Source organism: Afipia clevelandensis ATCC 49720, assembly GCF_000336555.1.
GTDB lineage: Bacteria > Pseudomonadota > Alphaproteobacteria > Rhizobiales > Xanthobacteraceae > Afipia > Afipia clevelandensis.
The window spans coordinates 1,973,145-1,990,601 of the sequence record NZ_KB375281.1; the positions used below are offsets into that span (position 1 = coordinate 1,973,145).

Annotated in this window: 15 protein-coding genes; 10 read left to right on the top strand and 5 right to left on the bottom strand. The window is 63.4% G+C overall.

Annotated elements, in window-relative coordinates; genetic code table 11:
* Window positions 1-7: 7 nt before the first annotated feature.
* On the bottom strand, window positions 8-892 hold the full coding sequence (locus HMPREF9696_RS09465; protein WP_002712767.1) for an SDR family oxidoreductase: 885 nt from the start codon (window positions 890-892) through the stop codon (window positions 8-10).
* Between the two features lie 98 nt (window positions 893-990).
* Between HMPREF9696_RS09465 and HMPREF9696_RS09470 the strand changes: the two genes are divergently transcribed.
* Complete coding sequence (locus HMPREF9696_RS09470; RefSeq protein ID WP_002712768.1) at window positions 991-1,830, top strand: helix-turn-helix transcriptional regulator; 840 nt, start codon at window positions 991-993, stop codon at window positions 1,828-1,830.
* Window positions 1,831-1,847: 17 nt separating this feature from the next.
* Here the strand turns inward: HMPREF9696_RS09470 and HMPREF9696_RS09475 are convergent, their stop codons facing one another.
* A complete protein-coding gene (locus HMPREF9696_RS09475; protein ID WP_002712769.1) occupies window positions 1,848-2,522 on the bottom strand; it encodes a Crp/Fnr family transcriptional regulator in 675 nt (224 codons plus the stop codon).
* 265 nt (window positions 2,523-2,787) lie between these two features.
* Here HMPREF9696_RS09475 and HMPREF9696_RS09480 point away from each other — a divergent pair, with 265 nt between their 5' ends.
* The 8 genes from HMPREF9696_RS09480 to HMPREF9696_RS09515 all read left to right on the top strand — a co-directional run bounded on the left by HMPREF9696_RS09480 (window position 2,788) and on the right by HMPREF9696_RS09515 (window position 12,500).
* Window positions 2,788-3,609, top strand: a complete 822-nt coding sequence (locus tag HMPREF9696_RS09480) for an ABC transporter ATP-binding protein (RefSeq protein ID WP_002712770.1) — start codon at window positions 2,788-2,790, stop codon at window positions 3,607-3,609.
* Window positions 3,606-5,537, top strand: coding sequence for a long-chain fatty acid--CoA ligase (locus tag HMPREF9696_RS09485; RefSeq protein ID WP_002712771.1), 1,932 nt, complete (start codon window positions 3,606-3,608; stop codon window positions 5,535-5,537). Before HMPREF9696_RS09480 ends, HMPREF9696_RS09485 begins: the two co-directional genes overlap by 4 nt.
* A complete protein-coding gene (locus tag HMPREF9696_RS09490; protein WP_002712772.1) occupies window positions 5,534-6,427 on the top strand; it encodes a branched-chain amino acid ABC transporter permease in 894 nt (297 codons plus the stop codon). The genes HMPREF9696_RS09485 and HMPREF9696_RS09490 overlap by 4 nt, the downstream gene beginning before the upstream one ends.
* A 3-nt stretch (window positions 6,428-6,430) precedes the next feature.
* On the top strand, window positions 6,431-7,501 hold the full coding sequence (locus tag HMPREF9696_RS09495; RefSeq protein WP_002712773.1) for a branched-chain amino acid ABC transporter permease: 1,071 nt from the start codon (window positions 6,431-6,433) through the stop codon (window positions 7,499-7,501).
* Between the two features lie 56 nt (window positions 7,502-7,557).
* Window positions 7,558-8,838: an ABC transporter substrate-binding protein gene (locus tag HMPREF9696_RS09500; RefSeq protein WP_002712774.1), complete on the top strand. Its 1,281-nt coding sequence runs from the start codon at window positions 7,558-7,560 to the stop codon at window positions 8,836-8,838.
* Between the two features lie 155 nt (window positions 8,839-8,993).
* A complete protein-coding gene (locus HMPREF9696_RS09505) occupies window positions 8,994-9,836 on the top strand; it encodes an ABC transporter ATP-binding protein (RefSeq protein WP_002712775.1) in 843 nt (280 codons plus the stop codon).
* A gap of 180 nt (window positions 9,837-10,016) precedes the next feature.
* Window positions 10,017-11,249, top strand: a complete 1,233-nt coding sequence (locus HMPREF9696_RS09510; protein ID WP_002712776.1) for a phenylacetate--CoA ligase family protein — start codon at window positions 10,017-10,019, stop codon at window positions 11,247-11,249.
* Window positions 11,250-11,300: 51 nt separating this feature from the next.
* On the top strand, window positions 11,301-12,500 hold the full coding sequence (locus HMPREF9696_RS09515) for a CaiB/BaiF CoA transferase family protein (protein WP_002712777.1): 1,200 nt from the start codon (window positions 11,301-11,303) through the stop codon (window positions 12,498-12,500).
* A 176-nt stretch (window positions 12,501-12,676) separates the two neighbouring features.
* On the opposite strand, the gene HMPREF9696_RS09520 is transcribed toward HMPREF9696_RS09515, so the two are convergent.
* Together HMPREF9696_RS09520 and HMPREF9696_RS09525 are read right to left on the bottom strand one after the other, a co-directional pair.
* Window positions 12,677-14,122 carry a hypothetical protein gene (locus tag HMPREF9696_RS09520; RefSeq protein WP_002712778.1) on the bottom strand — a complete coding sequence of 482 codons (1,446 nt, stop codon included), beginning with the start codon at window positions 14,120-14,122 and terminating at the stop codon, window positions 12,677-12,679.
* A gap of 94 nt (window positions 14,123-14,216) precedes the next feature.
* Window positions 14,217-15,497 carry an MFS transporter gene (locus HMPREF9696_RS09525; RefSeq protein ID WP_040301941.1) on the bottom strand — a complete coding sequence of 427 codons (1,281 nt, stop codon included), beginning with the start codon at window positions 15,495-15,497 and terminating at the stop codon, window positions 14,217-14,219.
* A gap of 267 nt (window positions 15,498-15,764) precedes the next feature.
* Here HMPREF9696_RS09525 and HMPREF9696_RS09530 point away from each other — a divergent pair, with 267 nt between their 5' ends.
* Window positions 15,765-16,055, top strand: a complete 291-nt coding sequence (locus HMPREF9696_RS09530; protein ID WP_002712780.1) for a hypothetical protein — start codon at window positions 15,765-15,767, stop codon at window positions 16,053-16,055.
* On the opposite strand, the gene HMPREF9696_RS09535 is transcribed toward HMPREF9696_RS09530, so the two are convergent.
* A complete protein-coding gene (locus tag HMPREF9696_RS09535; protein WP_002712781.1) occupies window positions 15,968-17,371 on the bottom strand; it encodes an amidase family protein in 1,404 nt (467 codons plus the stop codon). The two genes, HMPREF9696_RS09530 and HMPREF9696_RS09535, sit on opposite strands and share 88 nt — an antisense overlap.
* Window positions 17,372-17,457: the final 86 nt, after the last annotated feature.

Consider the following 17,457-nt stretch of genomic DNA (forward strand, 5'->3'; position numbering starts at 1 on the left):
CACGCCGTTACACTTCAAAATATGCCTTCTGATCGATGTCCGTCAGCAGATCGGGATGCGTCGGCCGCCAGTTCAGGAGGTTGCGCGTCCATTCGCTTGATGCGGGGATATCCATTCCCGCGAACCGGGTGAACCATCCGAAATGATCGGCGGCCTCTTCCGGCGACTTGGAGACCACCGGCACACTCAGCCACCAGCCGATCACACGGGCAATCTCCTTGAACGGAACGCCTTCGTCCGCGACCGCATGATATGGGCCATCGGTCGCGCCGCGCTCAAGCGCAAGCCGGTAAAGCCGCGCAGCATCGAAGCGGTGCACGCCCGGCCACCTGTTCATTCCGTCGCCGATGTAGGCCGAAACACCTGTCTCGCGCGCGAGTTTGATCAGGTTCGGAACGAAACCGTGATCGCCAGCGCCATGCGTCGACGGCGCCAAGCGCACCGATGCCGCCCGCACGCCCCGGGCTGCGAGTGCTTGCGCTGCGGCCTCCGACATGCGCGGAAAACCCGGTGAAGGACCGTCCGCCTCGGTCGCAAGGCGGCCGGGTGCGACCAGCGCCAGACCTGATGTAACCAGCAGCGGCCGCTCCGATCCTTCCAGCACAGAGCCGAGGGTCTCAATGGCGCGCCGGTCCATCTCGCAATTGTCCGCGAATTTCGAGAAATCGTGATTGAAGGCGAGATGGATCACGCCGTCAGCCGCCGCGGCGCCGCTGCGCAAACTCTCCAGGTCCTCCATATCGCCGCGATGAACTTGCGCACCCGCCGCTGTCAGCTTTTTGGCGCCCTCGTCGGAGCGCGCAAGGCCGAGCACCGTGTGCCCTGCTCCGATTAATTCCTGAACCACGGCCTCGCCGACAAATCCGGTCGCGCCGGTGACAAACACACGCATCAGACATTCTCCTTCATCGAACGGGACAAATGTCGGGCTTTCCGTTATGCTGTTAAAGTAGTGACGTTATACTGGTATAAAAACTAACAGGCACCGCGATGCCCAGCCCCGACGACAACCTGCTCGGCACCTATCTGAAGGACCGCCGCGCCAAGCTCGATCCGGCCTCCTTCGGCCTGCCGCTCAAGCGGCGGCGCACGCCCGGCCTGCGGCGCGAGGAAGTCGCACAGCGCGCCAATGTCAGCGCCACCTGGTACACATGGCTGGAACAGGGACGCGGCGGCGCGCCCTCCGCCGACGTGCTCGACCGCATCGCGCGCGCGATGATGCTGACCGACATCGAGCGCGAGCACATTTTTCTGCTCGGTCTCGGCCGTCCGCCGGAAGTGCGCTACGCGGCCGCGCAGAGCATCACGCCGCGCCTGCAGCGAATTCTCGACGCGCTCGACATCAGTCCGGCCTTCATCAAGACGCCGACATGGGATGTGGTGGCGTGGAACAAGGCCGCTGCTGCCGTTCTGACCGACTATGCCCAGCTTGCACCCGAGCAGCGCAACATCCTGCGCCTGATCTTTCGCGACTCACATGTGCGTTCGCGGCAGGACAACTGGGGCAACGTGGCCCGCTTTGTGGTGGCAGCCTTCCGCGCCGATGCCGCGCGCGCGGGAGCGACCCATGCGGTTCAGGGACTGGTCGACGAACTCAGCCGCGAAAGCCCGGAATTCGCGGCAATGTGGCGCGACAACGACGTGCGCACCCATGGCGACGGCACCAAGACGTTGCACCATCCTTCGGTCGGGCCGCTGCAGATGGAATACTCGGCCTTCGCCGTCGACGGCCGGCCCGATCTCGGCATGGTGGTCTACAATCCGCTGACGAAAGGCGACGCCGATAAGGTTCGCGCGCTGATGAAAGCGAAGCAGAAGACATCGCGTTGACGACTGGCGCGCGCCGTCTACTCCCCGTAACCCCGCAGCCGGTCCAGATCCACCACGGTGACGCCGCCGTATTCCAGCCGCAGCAGGCCTTCCTTCTCCAGCGTCTTGAGGCACTGGTTGGCGTTCTGCCGCGAGATGCCGGAAATCGCGCCAAGCTCCTCCTGCGTGATTTCAAGATGGCGCGTGTGGTCCGGATAGAGGATCGGATTGAAGAGCGAGGCAATGGAGCGCGCGAGCCGCGCCTTGGCGTCCAGCATCCGCCCGTATTCGACCAATCCCATGAACTGGCCGAGTCGCTCGTTCAAAAGGCCGACCAGGAAACGGTTGAACGCGACACTGTTTTCGAACAGCCACATGAAGGTGGCGCGGTCCATCAAGGCGAGGCGCGTGTCGCGCAGCGCCACCGCGTCATAACGTCTCGCCTCGTTCTTGAGGACAGTGCCCTCGCCGAACCACGCACCGTTGGTCATGCCGGTGAAACTCACCGCCTTGCCATCGCGCGAGCCGGTGCCGATCCGCACCAGCCCGCTCACCACGCCCATCCAGTATTCAAAGTGATCGCCGCGCATGCAGATGAATTCATTCGCGCTGAATGATTTCTCGACAACGCCTGCGCGCGCGACCTCGGTTTCCTTGTCGGTCAGGCCGCGGGACCAGACCGCGATGCGCTTGAGCTGTTCTGCAGTAATCATGTGGCCCGGCAAATCACCTGATGTTGCGGCGCGGTAGGAACGTCGTTGGTATACCGCGCACGCACCGAAATTGCCCAACCAATTGTCAGGCACAAGACATTTATCTGTCGCGAATTCCCGTAAGGACGGCAACCGGCAAATGCGCCCCTGCAGCGCAAAGCATCAATAGTAGAATGGCTTGCCGGGGCCCGCCGGTATAGGATCGGGCTGTGGTGACGAACCATAGATAAAGAGCGCGCCAAGCGCCGTATCTGGGAGGATTTGAGTGGCTTACGCATTGGAGGTGCGGGGGGTCTCACTGCGGTTCGGCGGCGTGCGCGCGCTGACTGACGTGAGCTTCGGCGTCAAGGAAGGCGAACTGTTCTCGATCATCGGCCCCAACGGCGCCGGCAAGACCTCGATCGTGAACTGCGTTTCCGGCCGTTACACCCCGACCGAGGGACAGCTCTTCTATCAGGATCGCGACATCACCGGCCTCAAGCCGAATGCGCGCGCCGCGCTCGGCATCGGCCGCACGTTCCAGAATCTCGCGCTGTTCCACCACATGACGGTGCTCGACAACATCATGGTCGGGCGGCACCACCTGCTGAAGAACAATTTCCTCACCGGCTCGCTGTACTGGTTGACCGGCGCGCGGCGCGAGGAACTCGAACACCGCCGCAAGGTGGAAGAGATCATCGACTTCCTCGACCTGCAGTCCGTGCGCAAGGCGACCGCTGGCACCCTCTCCTACGGCCTGCGCAAGCGCGTCGAACTCGCCCGCGCCATGGCGCTGGAGCCGAAACTCATTCTTCTCGACGAGCCGATGGCCGGCATGAACTTCGAGGAGAAAGAAGACATGGCGCGCTACATCGTCGATCTCAACGAAGAATACGGGATGACGGTGATGATGATCGAGCACGACATGGGCGTGGTGATGGACATCTCCCACCGCGTCACCGTGCTGGATTTCGGCCGCAAGATCGCCGAAGGCCTGCCCACCGACGTGCTGGACGATCCGCATGTGAAGAAAGCCTATCTCGGCGAGGAAGACGAAGTGCTCGACGTCCTCGACGACACCATTCCGGTCGCGGAGGCCTCGGCATGATGGATTATGCAGGCCGCGCCGCGCAGGCGGACACCTATCCGAAAATGCTCCGGCTCAACGCGAAAGAGCACGGCAACGAGATCGCGCTGCGCGAAAAAGATTTCGGCCTCTGGCGTGTCTTTACGTGGAACGACTATCAGAACCGCGTGCGCGACTTCACCCTCGGCATGGTGGAGCTTGGCATCAAGCGCGGCGATGTGATCGGCATCATCGGTGACAACCGCCCGGACTGGGTGGCGGCGGAAGTGGCGGCCCATGCCGTCCGCGGCATGTCGCTCGGCATGTATCGCGAGTCGCTGCCCGAAGAAGTGCTCTATCTGCTCACCTACGGCGAAACCAAGATCGTGTTCGCCGAGGATGAAGAGCAGGTCGATAAACTGCTTGAACTGGGCGACCGCGCGCCGCATCTCAAGCACATCGTCTATTCCGATCCGCGCGGCATGCGCAAATACGACGATCCGCGCCTGATCGAAGCCGATGTACTGGCGAAGATGGGCCGCGACCGCGCCGCCCGCGAGCCACAGCTTTACGACCAGATGGTGGACGCGACCGCCGGCGACGACGTCGCCATTCTCTGCACCACCTCGGGCACCACCTCGAATCCCAAGCTTGCCATGCTCAAGGCGGGCTCGGTGCTGCGTCACTGCGCGACGTATCTGTCCTTCGACCCGAAAGGCCCGGACGACGAGTACGTGTCCGTGCTGCCGCTGCCCTGGATCATGGAGCAGGTTTACGCACTCGGCAAAGGCCTGCTGTCGCGGATGAAGGTCAACTTCGTCGAGCAGTCGGACACCATGATGCACGACTTCCGCGAGATCGCGCCGACCTTCGTTCTGTTCGCGCCGCGCATCTGGGAAGCCATCGCCGCCGACGTCCGCGCCCGGGTGATGGACGCCTCCTCGCTCAAGCAGAGCCTCTATGAGACCGGCATGAAGGCCGGACTCTCCGCGCTCGAAGCGGGCAAGAAGTCGATGGTGGCGGAAACGCTGGTGTTCCGCGCGCTGCGCGACCGGCTCGGCTTCACCCGCCTGCGCTCGGCCGCCACCGGCGGCGCGGCGCTGGGCCCGGACACCTTCAAGTTTTTCCGCGCCATGGGCGTGCCGCTGCGCACGCTCTACGGCCAGACCGAAACCCTCGGCGCCTTCACGCTGCATCCGGCAGATGCGGTCGATCCGGACACCACCGGCGTCCCGATGGGCGAGTCCGTCGAAATCCAGATCGTGGACCCGGACGTCAACGGCGTCGGCGAGATCGTGGTGCGCCACCCCAACATGTTCTCGGGTTATTACAAGAATGAGGCTGCCACCGCCGCCGACATGCGCGACGGCTGGATGCATTCGGGCGACGCCGGCTACTTCAACAAGGCGAAGCAGCTCGTTGTGATCGACCGCATCAAGGATCTGGCGCAGACCGCGCGCGGCGACCGCTTCTCCCCGCAATATATCGAGAACAAGCTGAAGTTCTCGCCTTACGTCGCCGAAGCCGTGGTACTCGGCGACGGGCGCGACTATCTCGCGGCGATGATCTGCATCCGCTTCTCGATCGTCTCGAAATGGGCGGAGAAGAACCGGATTTCGTTCACGACCTATACCGACCTTTCCTCGCGGCCGGAAACCTATGACCTGCTGCGCAAGGAAGTCGAGGCGGTGAACGCCACGCTGCCGCCCGCGCAGCGCATCTCGAAATTCCTGCTGCTCTACAAGGAGCTCGATGCGGACGACGGCGAACTGACCCGCACCCGCAAGGTCCGCCGCACCGTGATCAACGAAAAGTATGCCGACATCATTGATGCGATCTACGGCGGAAAGCCGGACATCGACATCGACACCGTGATCCGTTTCCAGGACGGCACCACGCAGCGCATCCGCTGCACCCTGCCGGTCATCGACCTCGGAACGCCACACAAGACGGCGGAGGCGGCCGAGTGAACACCCAGCTCCTGATTCAGCTTCTCATCAACGGTCTCGTTGTCGGCACGCTCTACGGCGTCGTCGCGATGTCCTTCGTGCTGATCTACAAGGCGACGCAGGTGGTCAATTTCGCGCAGGGCGAACTGCTGCTGGTCGGCGCATGGGTCTGCTGGGCGCTGCTCACCAAATACCATGTGCCGTTCTGGCTCGGCATGCCGATCACCCTGGTCTTCATGTTCGTGCTCGGCATCGCGATCCAGATCGTGATCCTGCGGCCGATGATCGGCGAGCCGATCATCTCGGTCATCATGGTGACAATCGGTCTCTCTACCGTGCTGCAGGCGCTGATGAAGTGGATTTTCGGCATCAACCTGCAGCCCTTCCCGCAGATCTTCCAGACCAAACTGGTCAATATCTTCGGGTTGCAGGTGCAGACGGTCTATATCCTCAGCCTCGTGGTCTCCGGACTGATGATGGCCGGCATGGCCTGGTTCTTCCGGGTGTCGAAATACGGCCTCGCCATGCGCGCGACCGCGTTTAACCAGCAGGTCGCACAGTCGCTCGGCATTTCGGTGAAGAGCGTGTTCGCGATGGCTTGGGCGATTTCGGCTACCGTCTCGGCGGTCGCGGGCATTGTGGTCGCGGTCGTCAACGGCGTCTCATCCGGCCTTGCCGCCTACGGCATCAAGGTGTTTCCGGCCACGATCCTCGGCGGCCTCGACAGCGTCGGCGGCGCGGTGCTCGGCGGCATCATCATCGGCCTGCTCGAGAACGTCGCCCACTTCGTCGACAGCGAATATCTGCACTGGGGCAACCTGTTCGAGATCGCGCCGTTCTACGCGCTCATCCTCATCCTGATGATCAAGCCTTACGGCCTGTTCGGCACCAAAGACATCGAGCGGATCTGAACCATGGCCGGCCAAACCCTCCTCCCCGCGGGCGACTATCGCAGCACCTACGCTGCGGACACGACGATCTTCCCGACCAGGACCAGCCGCAACATGCTGATCCTCGGCATCGTGCTGATCTGCTTTGCGCCCTACGTGCTGAACGAATACATGCTCAGTCTGCTGATCCAGATCGGCATTTTCGGCATTGCCGCGCTCGGCCTCAACATCGTGGTCGGATTCACCGGCCAGATTTCGATCGGTCACGCGGCCTTCTTCGGCTTCGGCGCATTCACCTCGGCCTATCTCTCGAACCACCACGTGCCGGTGTTCTTCTGCATTCCGCTGGCGGGTGTGGTGACCGCGCTGGTCGGCCTGATCTTCGGCCTGCCTGCTGCGCGCCTGAAAGGCCTTTATCTGGCGATTGCGACGCTGGCGGCGCAGTTTATCCTGATCGACTTCTTCAACCGCGCCGAATGGTTCACCGGCGGCAGTGTCCCCGCCATCGCCGAACCGTTCTCGATCTTCGGCAAGGTCCTGCGCGGCGACAAGCAGTATTTCTATGTCGTGCTGGCCTACGTGATCGTGTGCTTCTTGCTGGTCACGAACCTGATGCGCACCCGCGACGGCCGCGCGCTGGTGGCGGTCCGCGACCATTATCTCTCCGCCGAGATCATGGGCATTAACCTCACCAAATACCGCACCCTCTCCTTCGGCCTCGCCGCATTCTTCGCAGGCGTCGGCGGCGCGCTTTATGCTCACTACAATCAGGTGGTCTCCAACGAAGGTTTCGGCATCGACCGCTCGATCATCTTCCTGGCCATGATCATCATCGGCGGCGTCGGCTCGATCATGGGCACGCTGATGGGCACCGCCTTCATGGTGCTGTTGCCGGAATCGATGGAATGGGCGAGCGCCGCCCTCAGCGGCAGCTCTATCGACCATGTGCTCGGCCTGAAGAACAACATCGCCTGGCTGCGCGAAATCGCCATCGGCATGGTCATCATCATCTTTCTGATGTGGGAGCCCGACGGGCTTGCGCATCGCTGGAAACAAATCAAGGCTTACTGGAAACTCTACCCGTTCTCGCATTGAGGTCGGAACGGGCTCACAACAAAAAGACCTCGAGAGGAAACCGGAGGAAGACAACAATGAAGATGAGAGCACTTCTCGGCACCGCCGCACTGGCGGTTACGTTCGGCGCGACATCGGCGATGGCACAAAAAGCCATCTCGCTCGGCCACCTCGCCGACTATTCGGGCCCGACGTCGGACGTCGGAACGCCGTTCGGTCAGGGCGTCGCCGACGCCTTCGCCTATGTGAACAAGAACGGCGGCATCGCCGGCGCGAAGGTCAATCTCGACACGGTCGACTATGGCTATCAGGTGCCGCGCGCCATCGCGCAGTACAAGAAGTGGTCGGGCGGCGACAAGGTCTCGGCCATTCTCGGCTGGGGCACGGCCGATACCGAAGCGCTGAAGAAGTTCGTCGCCGAAGACAAGATTCCGGACATTTCCGGCTCGTACGCGGCGGCCCTGTCGGATCCGACCGGCGCGGGCGGCAAGACCGAAGCTGCGCCTTATAACTTCTTCTACGGCCCGAGCTACTCGGATGCCCTTCGCGGCATGCTGACCTGGGCGGCGGAGGACTGGAAGTCCAAGGGCAAGCCCGGCAAGCCGAAGTATGTCCACATGGGCGCCAACCATCCGTATCCGAACGCACCGAAAGCCGCGGGTGAAGCGCTCGCCGCCGAACTCGGCTTCGAGGTTCTGCCCGCCATCGTGTTCGCCCTCACCCCGGGCGATTACAGCGCGCAGTGCCTGACGCTGAAGAGCTCGGGCGCCAACTACGCCTATCTCGGCAACACCGCCGGCTCGAACATCTCCGTGCTGAACGCCTGCAAGGCGGCCGGCGCCGATGTCCAGTTCATGGGCAACGTCTGGGGCATGGACGAGAACGCCGCGAAGGCCGCGGGCGCTGCCGCGGATGGTGTGGTGTTCCCGCTGCGCACGGCTGTGGCCTGGGGCGGCAATGCTCCCGGCATGAAGATGGTGCAGGAAATCTCCAAGATGTCGGATGCGGCCGGCACGGCCTATCGTCCGGTGCACTACGTCGCGGGTGTCTGCACCGCGCTTTACATGAAGGAAGCCGTCGAGTGGGCCGCCAAGAACGGCGGCGCGACCGGCGAGAACGTCAAGAAGGGCTTCTACCAGAAGAAGGATTGGGTGCCGGCCGGAATGGAAGGCGTCTGCAATCCGTCGACCTGGACCGAGAAGGACCATCGCCCAACCATGAAAGTCGACATCTATCGCATGAAGGTGTCGGGCGCGACGGACGCACCGGTGGCCGATCTGGTCAAGAACGGCACGGTCAAGCTCGAGAAGGTGAAGACCGTCGACCTGCCGCGCAAGGCGGAATGGCTCGGCTGGTAAGACCTGCTCCCTCTCCCCGCTTCGCGGGGAGAGGGTTGGGGTGAGGGGCAACACTTCGGCTCGAAGCAGCGCCCCTCACCCCAACCCTTCGCTACGCTCAGGCTTCGACCTCCTCCCGCAAAAGGGGGAGAGGTTCAAAACCCAGGACGACCGACGTGCAAACCGAAACCGCGACCACCGCAAAGCCTGCTCCCGCCGCCGCCACCGCAGCGCCGCTGCTTGCCGTGAAGAACATCGAGGTCGTCTACGACAATGTCATCCTCGTGCTGCGCGGCCTCAGCCTCGATGTGCCCAAGGGTGCGATCGTCGCGCTGCTGGGCGCCAACGGCGCGGGCAAGTCGACCACGCTGAAGGCGATCTCCGGCCTGCTCAAGACCGAGGACGGCGAAGTCACGCGCGGCGAGATCATGTTCGACGGCGAGCGCATCGACGGCATCGACCCGGACAAGATCGTGCGCCGGGGCATTTTTCAGGTCATGGAGGGCCGCCGCATCATCGCGGACATGACCTCGCTCGAAAATCTGCGGCTCGGCGCGTTCACGCGCAACGACAACAAGATCAACGACGACATCGAGATGGTCTACAATTATTTCCCCCGCCTCAAGGAGCGCACCGGCCTTGCCGGTTATCTCTCCGGCGGCGAACAGCAGATGCTGGCGATCGGCCGCGCCATGATGGCGCGCCCGAAAATGATCCTGATGGACGAGCCGTCGATGGGTCTGTCGCCGCTGCTGGTGAAGGAAGTGTTCTCCATCATCAAGCAGATCAACCGCGACCTCGGCGTCACCATTCTGCTGGTGGAGCAGAATGCCCGCGCGGCGCTCTCGGTCGCGAGCCATGGCTACATCATGGAACAGGGCAAGGTGGTGCTCGACGGCACCGCCGACGAACTGCGCAACAACGAGGACGTCAAGGAATTCTATCTCGGCGGCGCTGGCGACCAGCGCAAGAGTTTCAAGAACCTGAAGAGCTTCAAGCGCCGCAAGCGCTGGCTGTAAGGCAGGACCGACACGTAACGGCGTCATCCTGAGGTGCGAGCCGCCATCGTAGCCAAGTTACACAGGCTACGCCTGATCTGGCGGCGAGCCTCGAAGGATGGGCTTCAACTAACAGGTCACCCTTCGAGGCGCGCAAGAGCGCGCTCCTCAGGGTGACGGATCGCGATACAGGCCAATCCGATGACCAGTCACTACGATGCCCTCGAAACACGTTCGCCTGCCGCGCGCGAGGCCGATCTGTTTGCCCGCCTCCCCGGCGTGCTGGCAGCCGCGGCGAAGGCGCCTGCCTATGCAGCGCATTTCAACGGCATCGACCTTGCCTCCATCACCAGCCGCAATGCGTTGGCGAAGCTGCCGGTGCTTCGCAAATCCGACCTGCCGGCGCTGCACAAGGCTGCCCCTCCGTTCGGCGGTTTTGTCGCCGCGCCTGCCGGATCGTTCGGCCGCCTGTTCACCTCACCCGGACCGATCTTCGAGCCGGAAGCCGCTGAAACCGATCCATGGCGCGGGGCGCGCGCCGTGTTCGCCGCAGGCTTTCGACCCGGCGATATCGTGCTCAACACCTTCAGCTATCACCTCACCCCCGGCGGCTTCATCTTCGATACTTCGGCGCGCGCGCTGGGCTGCGCCGTGATCCCCGGAGGCCCCGGCAACACCGAGCAGCAATTCGAGCTGATCGAAACCTATCGCCCTGTCGGCTATTCCGGCACGCCGGATTTCCTCAAAATCCTGCTCGATGCGGCGGACAAGACCGGGCGCGATGCCTCCTCGATCAGGCGCGCGGTGGTGTCCGGCGCAGCATTCCCGAAATCGCTGCAGGAGGAAATGAAGGCCCGCGGCGTCGACGCCTATCAGAACTTCGGCACCGCCGATCTCGGCATTGTCGCCTACGAGACCGCGGCCCGCGAAGGCCTCGTGGTCAACGAGAACATCATTGTCGAAATCGTGCGCCCGGGAACGGGCGATCCCGTGGCCGACGGCGATGTCGGCGAAATCGTCGTGACCACCCTCGATCCGCACCACCCGGTTGTTCGCCTGGCGCTCGGCGACCTCAGCGCCGTGCTAGCCGGAGCCAGCCCCTGTGGGCGGACCAACATGCGCATCAAGGGCTGGATGGGCCGTGCCGACCAGACGACGAAAGTGAAAGGCATGTTCGTGCGTCCCGAACAGATCGCCGAAATCGGCAACCGGCACCCCGAACTCGGCCGCCTGCGCCTGATCGTGACCCGCGAGAGGGAAACCGACGCGATGACGCTTTCGGCGGAAACTGCAACCCCCGCCGACGCATTGCGGGATGCGGTTGCATCGACCCTGCGCGCCGTGACAAAGCTGTCCGGCAATGTCACTTTGGTCGCCCCCGGTTCGCTCCCGAACGACGGCAAGGCGATCTCGGACGAACGCAAGAACGATTAGCGGACCACCGGCCCAACGGCGGTCCCGGCAGGAACAAGGGAAATCGCCGAAATGGGAATTTTCGAAGGTCTGAAGGTCATCGACTGCTCGAGTTTCATCGCAGCACCATCTTCCGCCACCGCGCTTTCCGACTTCGGTGCCGACGTCATCAAGATCGAGCCGCCTGGCGCGGGCGATCCTGTCCGCAACCTGCCCAATCTGCCTGGGTATCCGATCAGTCCGCACAACTACGCGTGGATGCTGCAGGGCCGCAACAAGAAGAGCCTCGCGCTCGATCTCTCCAGGCCGGAAGGCCAGGCCGTGCTGCGCAAGCTCGCCGCCGAAGCCGATGTCTTCATCACCAACTTCCCTCCCCCGGTGCGCAAGAAGCTCGGCGTCACCTATAAGGATCTCGCTCCTCTCAACGGCCGGCTGATCTATGCATCGTTCAGCGGCTATGGCGAAACCGGCGCGGAAGCCGACAAGCCCGGATTCGACAGCAACGCCTGGTGGGCGCGCTCCGGCCTGATGGACCTCGTGCGCGAAACCGACGAGACCACCCCGGCCCGCTCGATGCCCGGCATGGGTGATCATCCCTGCGCCATGTCGCTGTTCGCAGCCATCGTCACCGCGCTCTATCAGCGCGAGAAGACCGGCAAGGGCACGCAGGTGATGTCAAATCTCATGGTGAACGGCATCTGGTCGAACGGCATCTACGCGCAGGCCGCGCTGTGCGGCGCGACCTTCCAGAAGCGCCCGCCGCGCCAGCAGGCGCTGAACGCCGTGACCTGTCACTACAAGTGCGCCGACGACCGCTGGATCATCCTGTCGCTGCTCAACGAAGAGAAGCAGTTTCCGGTGTTCGCCAAGGTGATCGAGCGCGAGGACCTGCTCGCCGATCCGCGCTTCGAGACCAAGCCAGTGCGTCACAAGCATGCGGCGGAACTGATCGCGATCCTCGACAAGGTGTTCGCGAGCAAGCCGCTTTCACATTGGCGCAAGACGCTGGACGGCAACGGACTGATTTTTGGCGTTGTCGGCATTCCGCAGGATATTCCGGACGACGAGCAGATGCGCGTCACCGAAGCCGTGGTGCCGTTTGTGGACAGCGACCTGCGCACCATCAACACGCCGATCTTCATCGAAGGCGCGAAGAAGGTGCAGCCGCGCATGGCGCCGAATGTCGGCCAGCACAGCGACGAAGTGCTGAAGTCCGCCGGCTTCAACGATGCCGAGATCGCCAAGATGCGCGCGGCCGGGATCGTGGCGTAACTCCCTCTCTCCCCGCAGGCGGGGAGAGACAAGGAAGCGCGATCATCTACCCATCGTCATTGCGAGCGAAGCGAAGCAATCCACTCTTTAAGAGAAAGTATGGATTGCTTCGTCGCCATAGCGCGTTGAAGACGCGCGTAAACGCGCTAATGGCTCCTCGCAATGACGGAATTGAGCTACCTTTCCTTCGGAAAACAGAATCCGGTGCGCGTATCTTTCGCACCGGCAGCCTGACACGTCAGCGCTTCGGCGCAGGTCCATGACGCGAAGCTCTTGTCGGGCGTGACGTCCTCGCCCGCGACAGCGCACACAGCGCCCCAGCCGTTGACATAGGTCGTCCCGAGCAACTCATTCGACCTGCGTGCCTGCGGGCGTGCAGAGAATGCGCGCGAGAAATCTGGCGCACGGCCATCGCCGAATGCAGCGAGAATGTCACGGCGGCGTTCCTGATCGCCGAAGAAATGCGGCGATGCTGCCGCCACCACCGCACCCGCCGCCCATTCGGGGCGTTCCTTGCCCGGAAAATGAAAGCCACCGACCGCGCGGGTCTGGTGGCAGCCGCCGCAGGTCATGTCATCAAGACGGCGCGCGAAGCCTGCCGGAGATTGCAGATTTTCGAGCGGCGCGTTTGCCGACGCCTTTGCCAAAGCCGCAACAATTTCATCGTCCGCAAATAAATCGCGGGCCTTGTCCTCGGGATTTTCCTGCGCCGGCGTCACGTTGACGACGCTGGACGCGAGAAAGCGATCCGGCAGCACGATGGCTCCGCGATCAAGCTCCGCGATGTGCGCGGGATCAAGCAGCCACGCCTTGAAGTCCGCGAGCAGCTTTTCATCGCCGCGAATGCGCGTTGCGTCGATCTGGTTCTCCATCGGCGATTCCACGAAGTTCAGTCCATCGAAGCGGAACACCTTCATCAGGTAATCCGCCCTGCCCTCGAAATCGTTCGCATCGGCTGACGCCCGCGAGACCTGCACATTGATTTCGATCCGGTCGATGGCGTCACGGGTGATCCATTCCAGCGCACCGCCTTTTGCCGTGAGCATCGCGGACGGTTGATCAGCCAGCGCGAGCCAGCGCCGCGCCAGTTCGGCGCAGGTGATGTCCGCGCCTGCAGGCTTCGCCTTCATGACAAGATTGAGCGTCATCGGCAGTCGCGTCGGCGGATTGTTCTTGTCCGCAGAGTCATGATTGGCGATGGGCCGATAGATCAGCCGGATTTCGCCGCACGCATCGGGAGAAACAAACGCGCGGTCCATCCGGTTGACAATGCCGGCCAGATCGAACCGCGTGCCGGGCGTGTTCAGGGCATCGCGATCGAACAGAAACAGCCTGTCGAGATCGTCGTGATGATCGAGGACGTAGCTGTTGAAATCGCGGTCGGTCGCTTCCTGAAGCGGTACCATCGACGGCAGCGCGAACAGGTCCGCACTGGTGGCGCCGGGTTCGGCGCCGAGCAGTTTGCCGAGGCTCAGTCCAGTGTCGTCGAGCGGCTGCAGGATGCCGGGATCGGTGATGGCGACGCCGCGCTCCATTACCGCCGCGTGCACAGGCGTCACCGGTTGCAACATCGGCGACAGAACACACAACGTCCAAAGCATCAGGCGCATTTGCATGACCATGGTTGTGCGACGAGACCGGCCGTTTGCCAAGTCAAAGGTCGGAGAGCCGCTGCCGATAAAAACAACGGTGTCCCGGGAATAATTCTGAAATAGCCTAGACCGGCGCGCTGACGGGATCCGCGCTGTCCCGCCATTTGCGGAGCCGCGAGAGTGCGATCACCAGCAGCGCGAAACCTGCCAGTGCCCAGCAAAGGATCGGAGTCCATTGCAACAGGGCGTCATATGCGGAATTCCGGGTCAGGCCGCCGCTCACGGCAGCAATGCGCGCAAACGTCGCCACCGCCAGCGCCGAGAACATCAGTCCGAGCACCTTGCCTTCCGCGCCGCCGCTGACCGCGATGGCGGCAGCGACCGCGCTCATCAGGATGCAGCCCCACGCCGCGCCAGCGAGGAATTGCATCGCGATCATGGTGTTCAGCCCGGTCGCGTTTTCCATGCCGAACACCGCGCCTGCGCCGAGCAACCCCGCGCAGCCGATCACCAGCAAGCCGCCGAGGCGGCGCGTGATGAAACTCGCCGGGAACATCGCGATGTTGAATCCGATCCAGTAGACCGGCATCAGCCATTGCAGGTCCGGCTGCTTGGCAAAGCGCAGGAATAGCGGCGCGCTGTTGACGCTGAAATGCAACTGATAGCCGAGCGCCAGAACAAGTACAGCGGCGATGAAGATCAGCGCCAGTGTGCTCCATGATTTCGGAATCGTAAGCGGCTTACGCTCCGGCGCGACGAGCTTGCCTTCGCGCAACTGCTGTTCGATCCATGACATGGTCAGCGCCGTCACCAGCAACACCACGGTCGAGATCACGAACGGGATGCGCGGATCGTGATTGCGCAGCACGACGCCGAGATAGGGCGAGACCGCGCCCGCGATGCCGTAACCGAGCATGGTGAGGCATGACAGGATCGGGATCGACGGCTTCGCCGCGAACTTGCCGAGCAGCGCGAGCGGCGGCGCGCGCAGCGCGGAGGATGTGACGACCCATGTCAGCGTCAGCGCGATCAACGCGATCTTCGCATTGGGGCCGAGATCGGCGACGAACGGCAGCGCCAGGAAGGCGGCGCAAGAGACAACCGTCAGCCAGATGACAACACGGCTCAATCGTCCCGCAATGGGTGTCATGCGGTCGGCGGCGATGCCCATCAGCGTGTCGGTGATGGTGAAGATCGCCTGATCGACCAGAAGGATGACGATCACGGCGCCCGGCGGCAAGCCCACCTTGGCGGCAAGCTGCGGGAGGTAGATCACATAGATTGTCCAGCCCAGCGTGAAGAACAACTGCAGCAGCGCGAGATAAACGCCGACCTTGCCGGTTGGCGCATTCGCCGGCGGCGCATCCGAAGCCGCGTTCCTGTCCGCTGTACTTACCTGACTCATCTTCACCCCGATCAGCTTACCGGTCTCCGAGACTGCGGGCTGCCTTCCGCAGACAATCCCCATTGTAGCTGTTTGACGGCGCTGCCGCGAACAGGGTTCATCGAGAAATTCCATCGGGCCGCCAGACCCTTGCCGGGCGAATCGGCTTGCGGTGGAAATTTTTGCCATCCGGCGGGACTCTGTCCGAACGATTGGCTAACATCGGCGTTGATCAACACAGGGCAAGCGTAACCAAGGCAAGCTGAACAGCAGATTCGGAGCCGGACCATGACGACGGCCAAGCCAGAGACAGCAACTCTCCCGGTTGTTTCGTTCGAGGAGCAGTTGAAGCACGCCCGCGAACTTGTGGTCGAGGGACAGCGCCTGCTGTATGTCGCCAATCGCGACCTCAAGGCCGGACGCAACGTCGTCCGGCGCACCCAGCAGCTTCTTGCCGACACCGAAAGCGTGTTCAGCGCCAAGCGCCGCCTTCAGGCCAGCACCGGATCAATCGGGCTCGGCGGCACGCCGCCCGCCTCGATAGCCTCGCCCGCCGCAAGGCAAAGATCCTCCCTGTAACGCCCGGCGACGATCTGCACGCCGACCGGCACGCGGCCGACCAGACCGGTCGACACCGTCAGCCCCGGCATGCTGATGAACGGTAGCGCGATCTGCGGCATCTGTGCCCGGATCACCCGGTGCAGCGAGGCTTCGCCCTTGAGATCGAGTTGCCACGCGAACGGCAGTTCGCCGCATGGCGGCATCACAATCACCGCGTAGGTCTCGAAGAACATTTCCCACGCGCGCACCAGGGTCGCGCGCCGGGTCAACAGTTTTGAGAACACCGCAAGATCGAGCGAACGCGCCACCTTCTCCTGATCGCGCAGAATGGCCAGCGCGCCCGGATCGCCCTCGCGCTCGGCCATATCCCGCAGCGCATCATAGCCATCCGACAGCCAGAGTTTCATCTGCAGGTCGGCGGCTTCCGCGAACGGCGGTATCTCGGTGATCTCCTCGACAGTCCAGCCTGCGCGCTCCAGCCGCTTTCCGGCGTCGGCGACGGCGTCGCTAACCTCCTTGACCGTCTCCAGACCGTCAGGCCGCAGACAGATCGCCGCCCGCTTCTCGCGCGCCGGGCCTTCGAAGGGCGCGGGCACCCACCACGGATCGCGCGGATCGCGCTGCGCCATGGCGTGGAAGGCGAGCCGCACATCGCCCACGGTCCGCGCCAGCGGGCCGGATACCGCCGTAATCTGCGGGCCGATCGGCCGCTCGGGGGACGAAGCGTTGAAGGCCGGAATGCGCCCCAGCGTCGGCCGCAGGCCATGCACGCCGCAGGCATAGGCCGGATAGCGGATCGAGCCGGCGATATCGGTGCCATGGGCGATGTGCCCTATACCGGCGGTCAGCGCCGCCGCTGCGCCGCCGGACGATCCGCCGGGCGTGATCCCGGGATCGCGCGGGTTGCGCGTGTCGCCATGGACGAGATTGGTCGTGAACCAGCGGGATGAGAACGCCGGTGTGTTGGTACGCCCGACGATGACCGCCCCCGCCTTGCGCAGGTTATCGACCACGGGACTGTTGGTCTGCGCCACAAGGTCACGCTGCAGGGCGAGGCCGTTCGTGGTAGCGAATCCGGCCTGATCGACATTGACCTTGATGGTAATCGGCACACCCGCGAGGGTCCCCGCGTCCGCGCCTTTCGCAATCGCGGCATCGACCGCATCGGCCTGCGCCAGCGTCTCTTCCGGGCGATGAGCGATCACGGCGTTGATGGCCGGATTGACCGCATTGAGGCGGTCGATGGCGGCTGAGGCAGCCTCGCGCGCCGAGAGCTTTCTGGACCGGATCTGCGACGCAAGTTCAGTAGCGGAGAGACGCCAGATGTCGTTCATTTCAACTCCCATTCAACTGTTATTGGCGCTTCGATGGCGCGGCCTTATAGTCGGGGACAAAATACCCGCACGCAATGATTGCCCGT

Bases quoted from the DNA above. Each gene is read 5' to 3' on its own strand.
- HMPREF9696_RS09465 (WP_002712767.1), bottom strand. From the start codon at position 892: ATGCGTGTGTTTGTCACCGGCGCGACCGGATTTGTCGGCGAGGCCGTG.
- HMPREF9696_RS09515 (WP_002712777.1), top strand. From the start codon at position 11,301: ATGGGAATTTTCGAAGGTCTGAAGGTCATCGACTGCTCGAGTTTCATC.
- HMPREF9696_RS09500 (WP_002712774.1), top strand. From the start codon at position 7,558: ATGAAGATGAGAGCACTTCTCGGCACCGCCGCACTGGCGGTTACGTTC.
- HMPREF9696_RS09470 (WP_002712768.1), top strand. From the start codon at position 991: ATGCCCAGCCCCGACGACAACCTGCTCGGCACCTATCTGAAGGACCGC.
- HMPREF9696_RS09525 (WP_040301941.1), bottom strand. From the start codon at position 15,497: ATGAGTCAGGTAAGTACAGCGGACAGGAACGCGGCTTCGGATGCGCCG.
- HMPREF9696_RS09535 (WP_002712781.1), bottom strand. From the start codon at position 17,371: ATGAACGACATCTGGCGTCTCTCCGCTACTGAACTTGCGTCGCAGATC.
- HMPREF9696_RS09495 (WP_002712773.1), top strand. From the start codon at position 6,431: ATGGCCGGCCAAACCCTCCTCCCCGCGGGCGACTATCGCAGCACCTAC.
- HMPREF9696_RS09485 (WP_002712771.1), top strand. From the start codon at position 3,606: ATGATGGATTATGCAGGCCGCGCCGCGCAGGCGGACACCTATCCGAAA.
- HMPREF9696_RS09475 (WP_002712769.1), bottom strand. From the start codon at position 2,522: ATGATTACTGCAGAACAGCTCAAGCGCATCGCGGTCTGGTCCCGCGGC.
- HMPREF9696_RS09530 (WP_002712780.1), top strand. From the start codon at position 15,765: ATGACGACGGCCAAGCCAGAGACAGCAACTCTCCCGGTTGTTTCGTTC.
- HMPREF9696_RS09520 (WP_002712778.1), bottom strand. From the start codon at position 14,122: ATGGTCATGCAAATGCGCCTGATGCTTTGGACGTTGTGTGTTCTGTCG.
- HMPREF9696_RS09510 (WP_002712776.1), top strand. From the start codon at position 10,017: ATGACCAGTCACTACGATGCCCTCGAAACACGTTCGCCTGCCGCGCGC.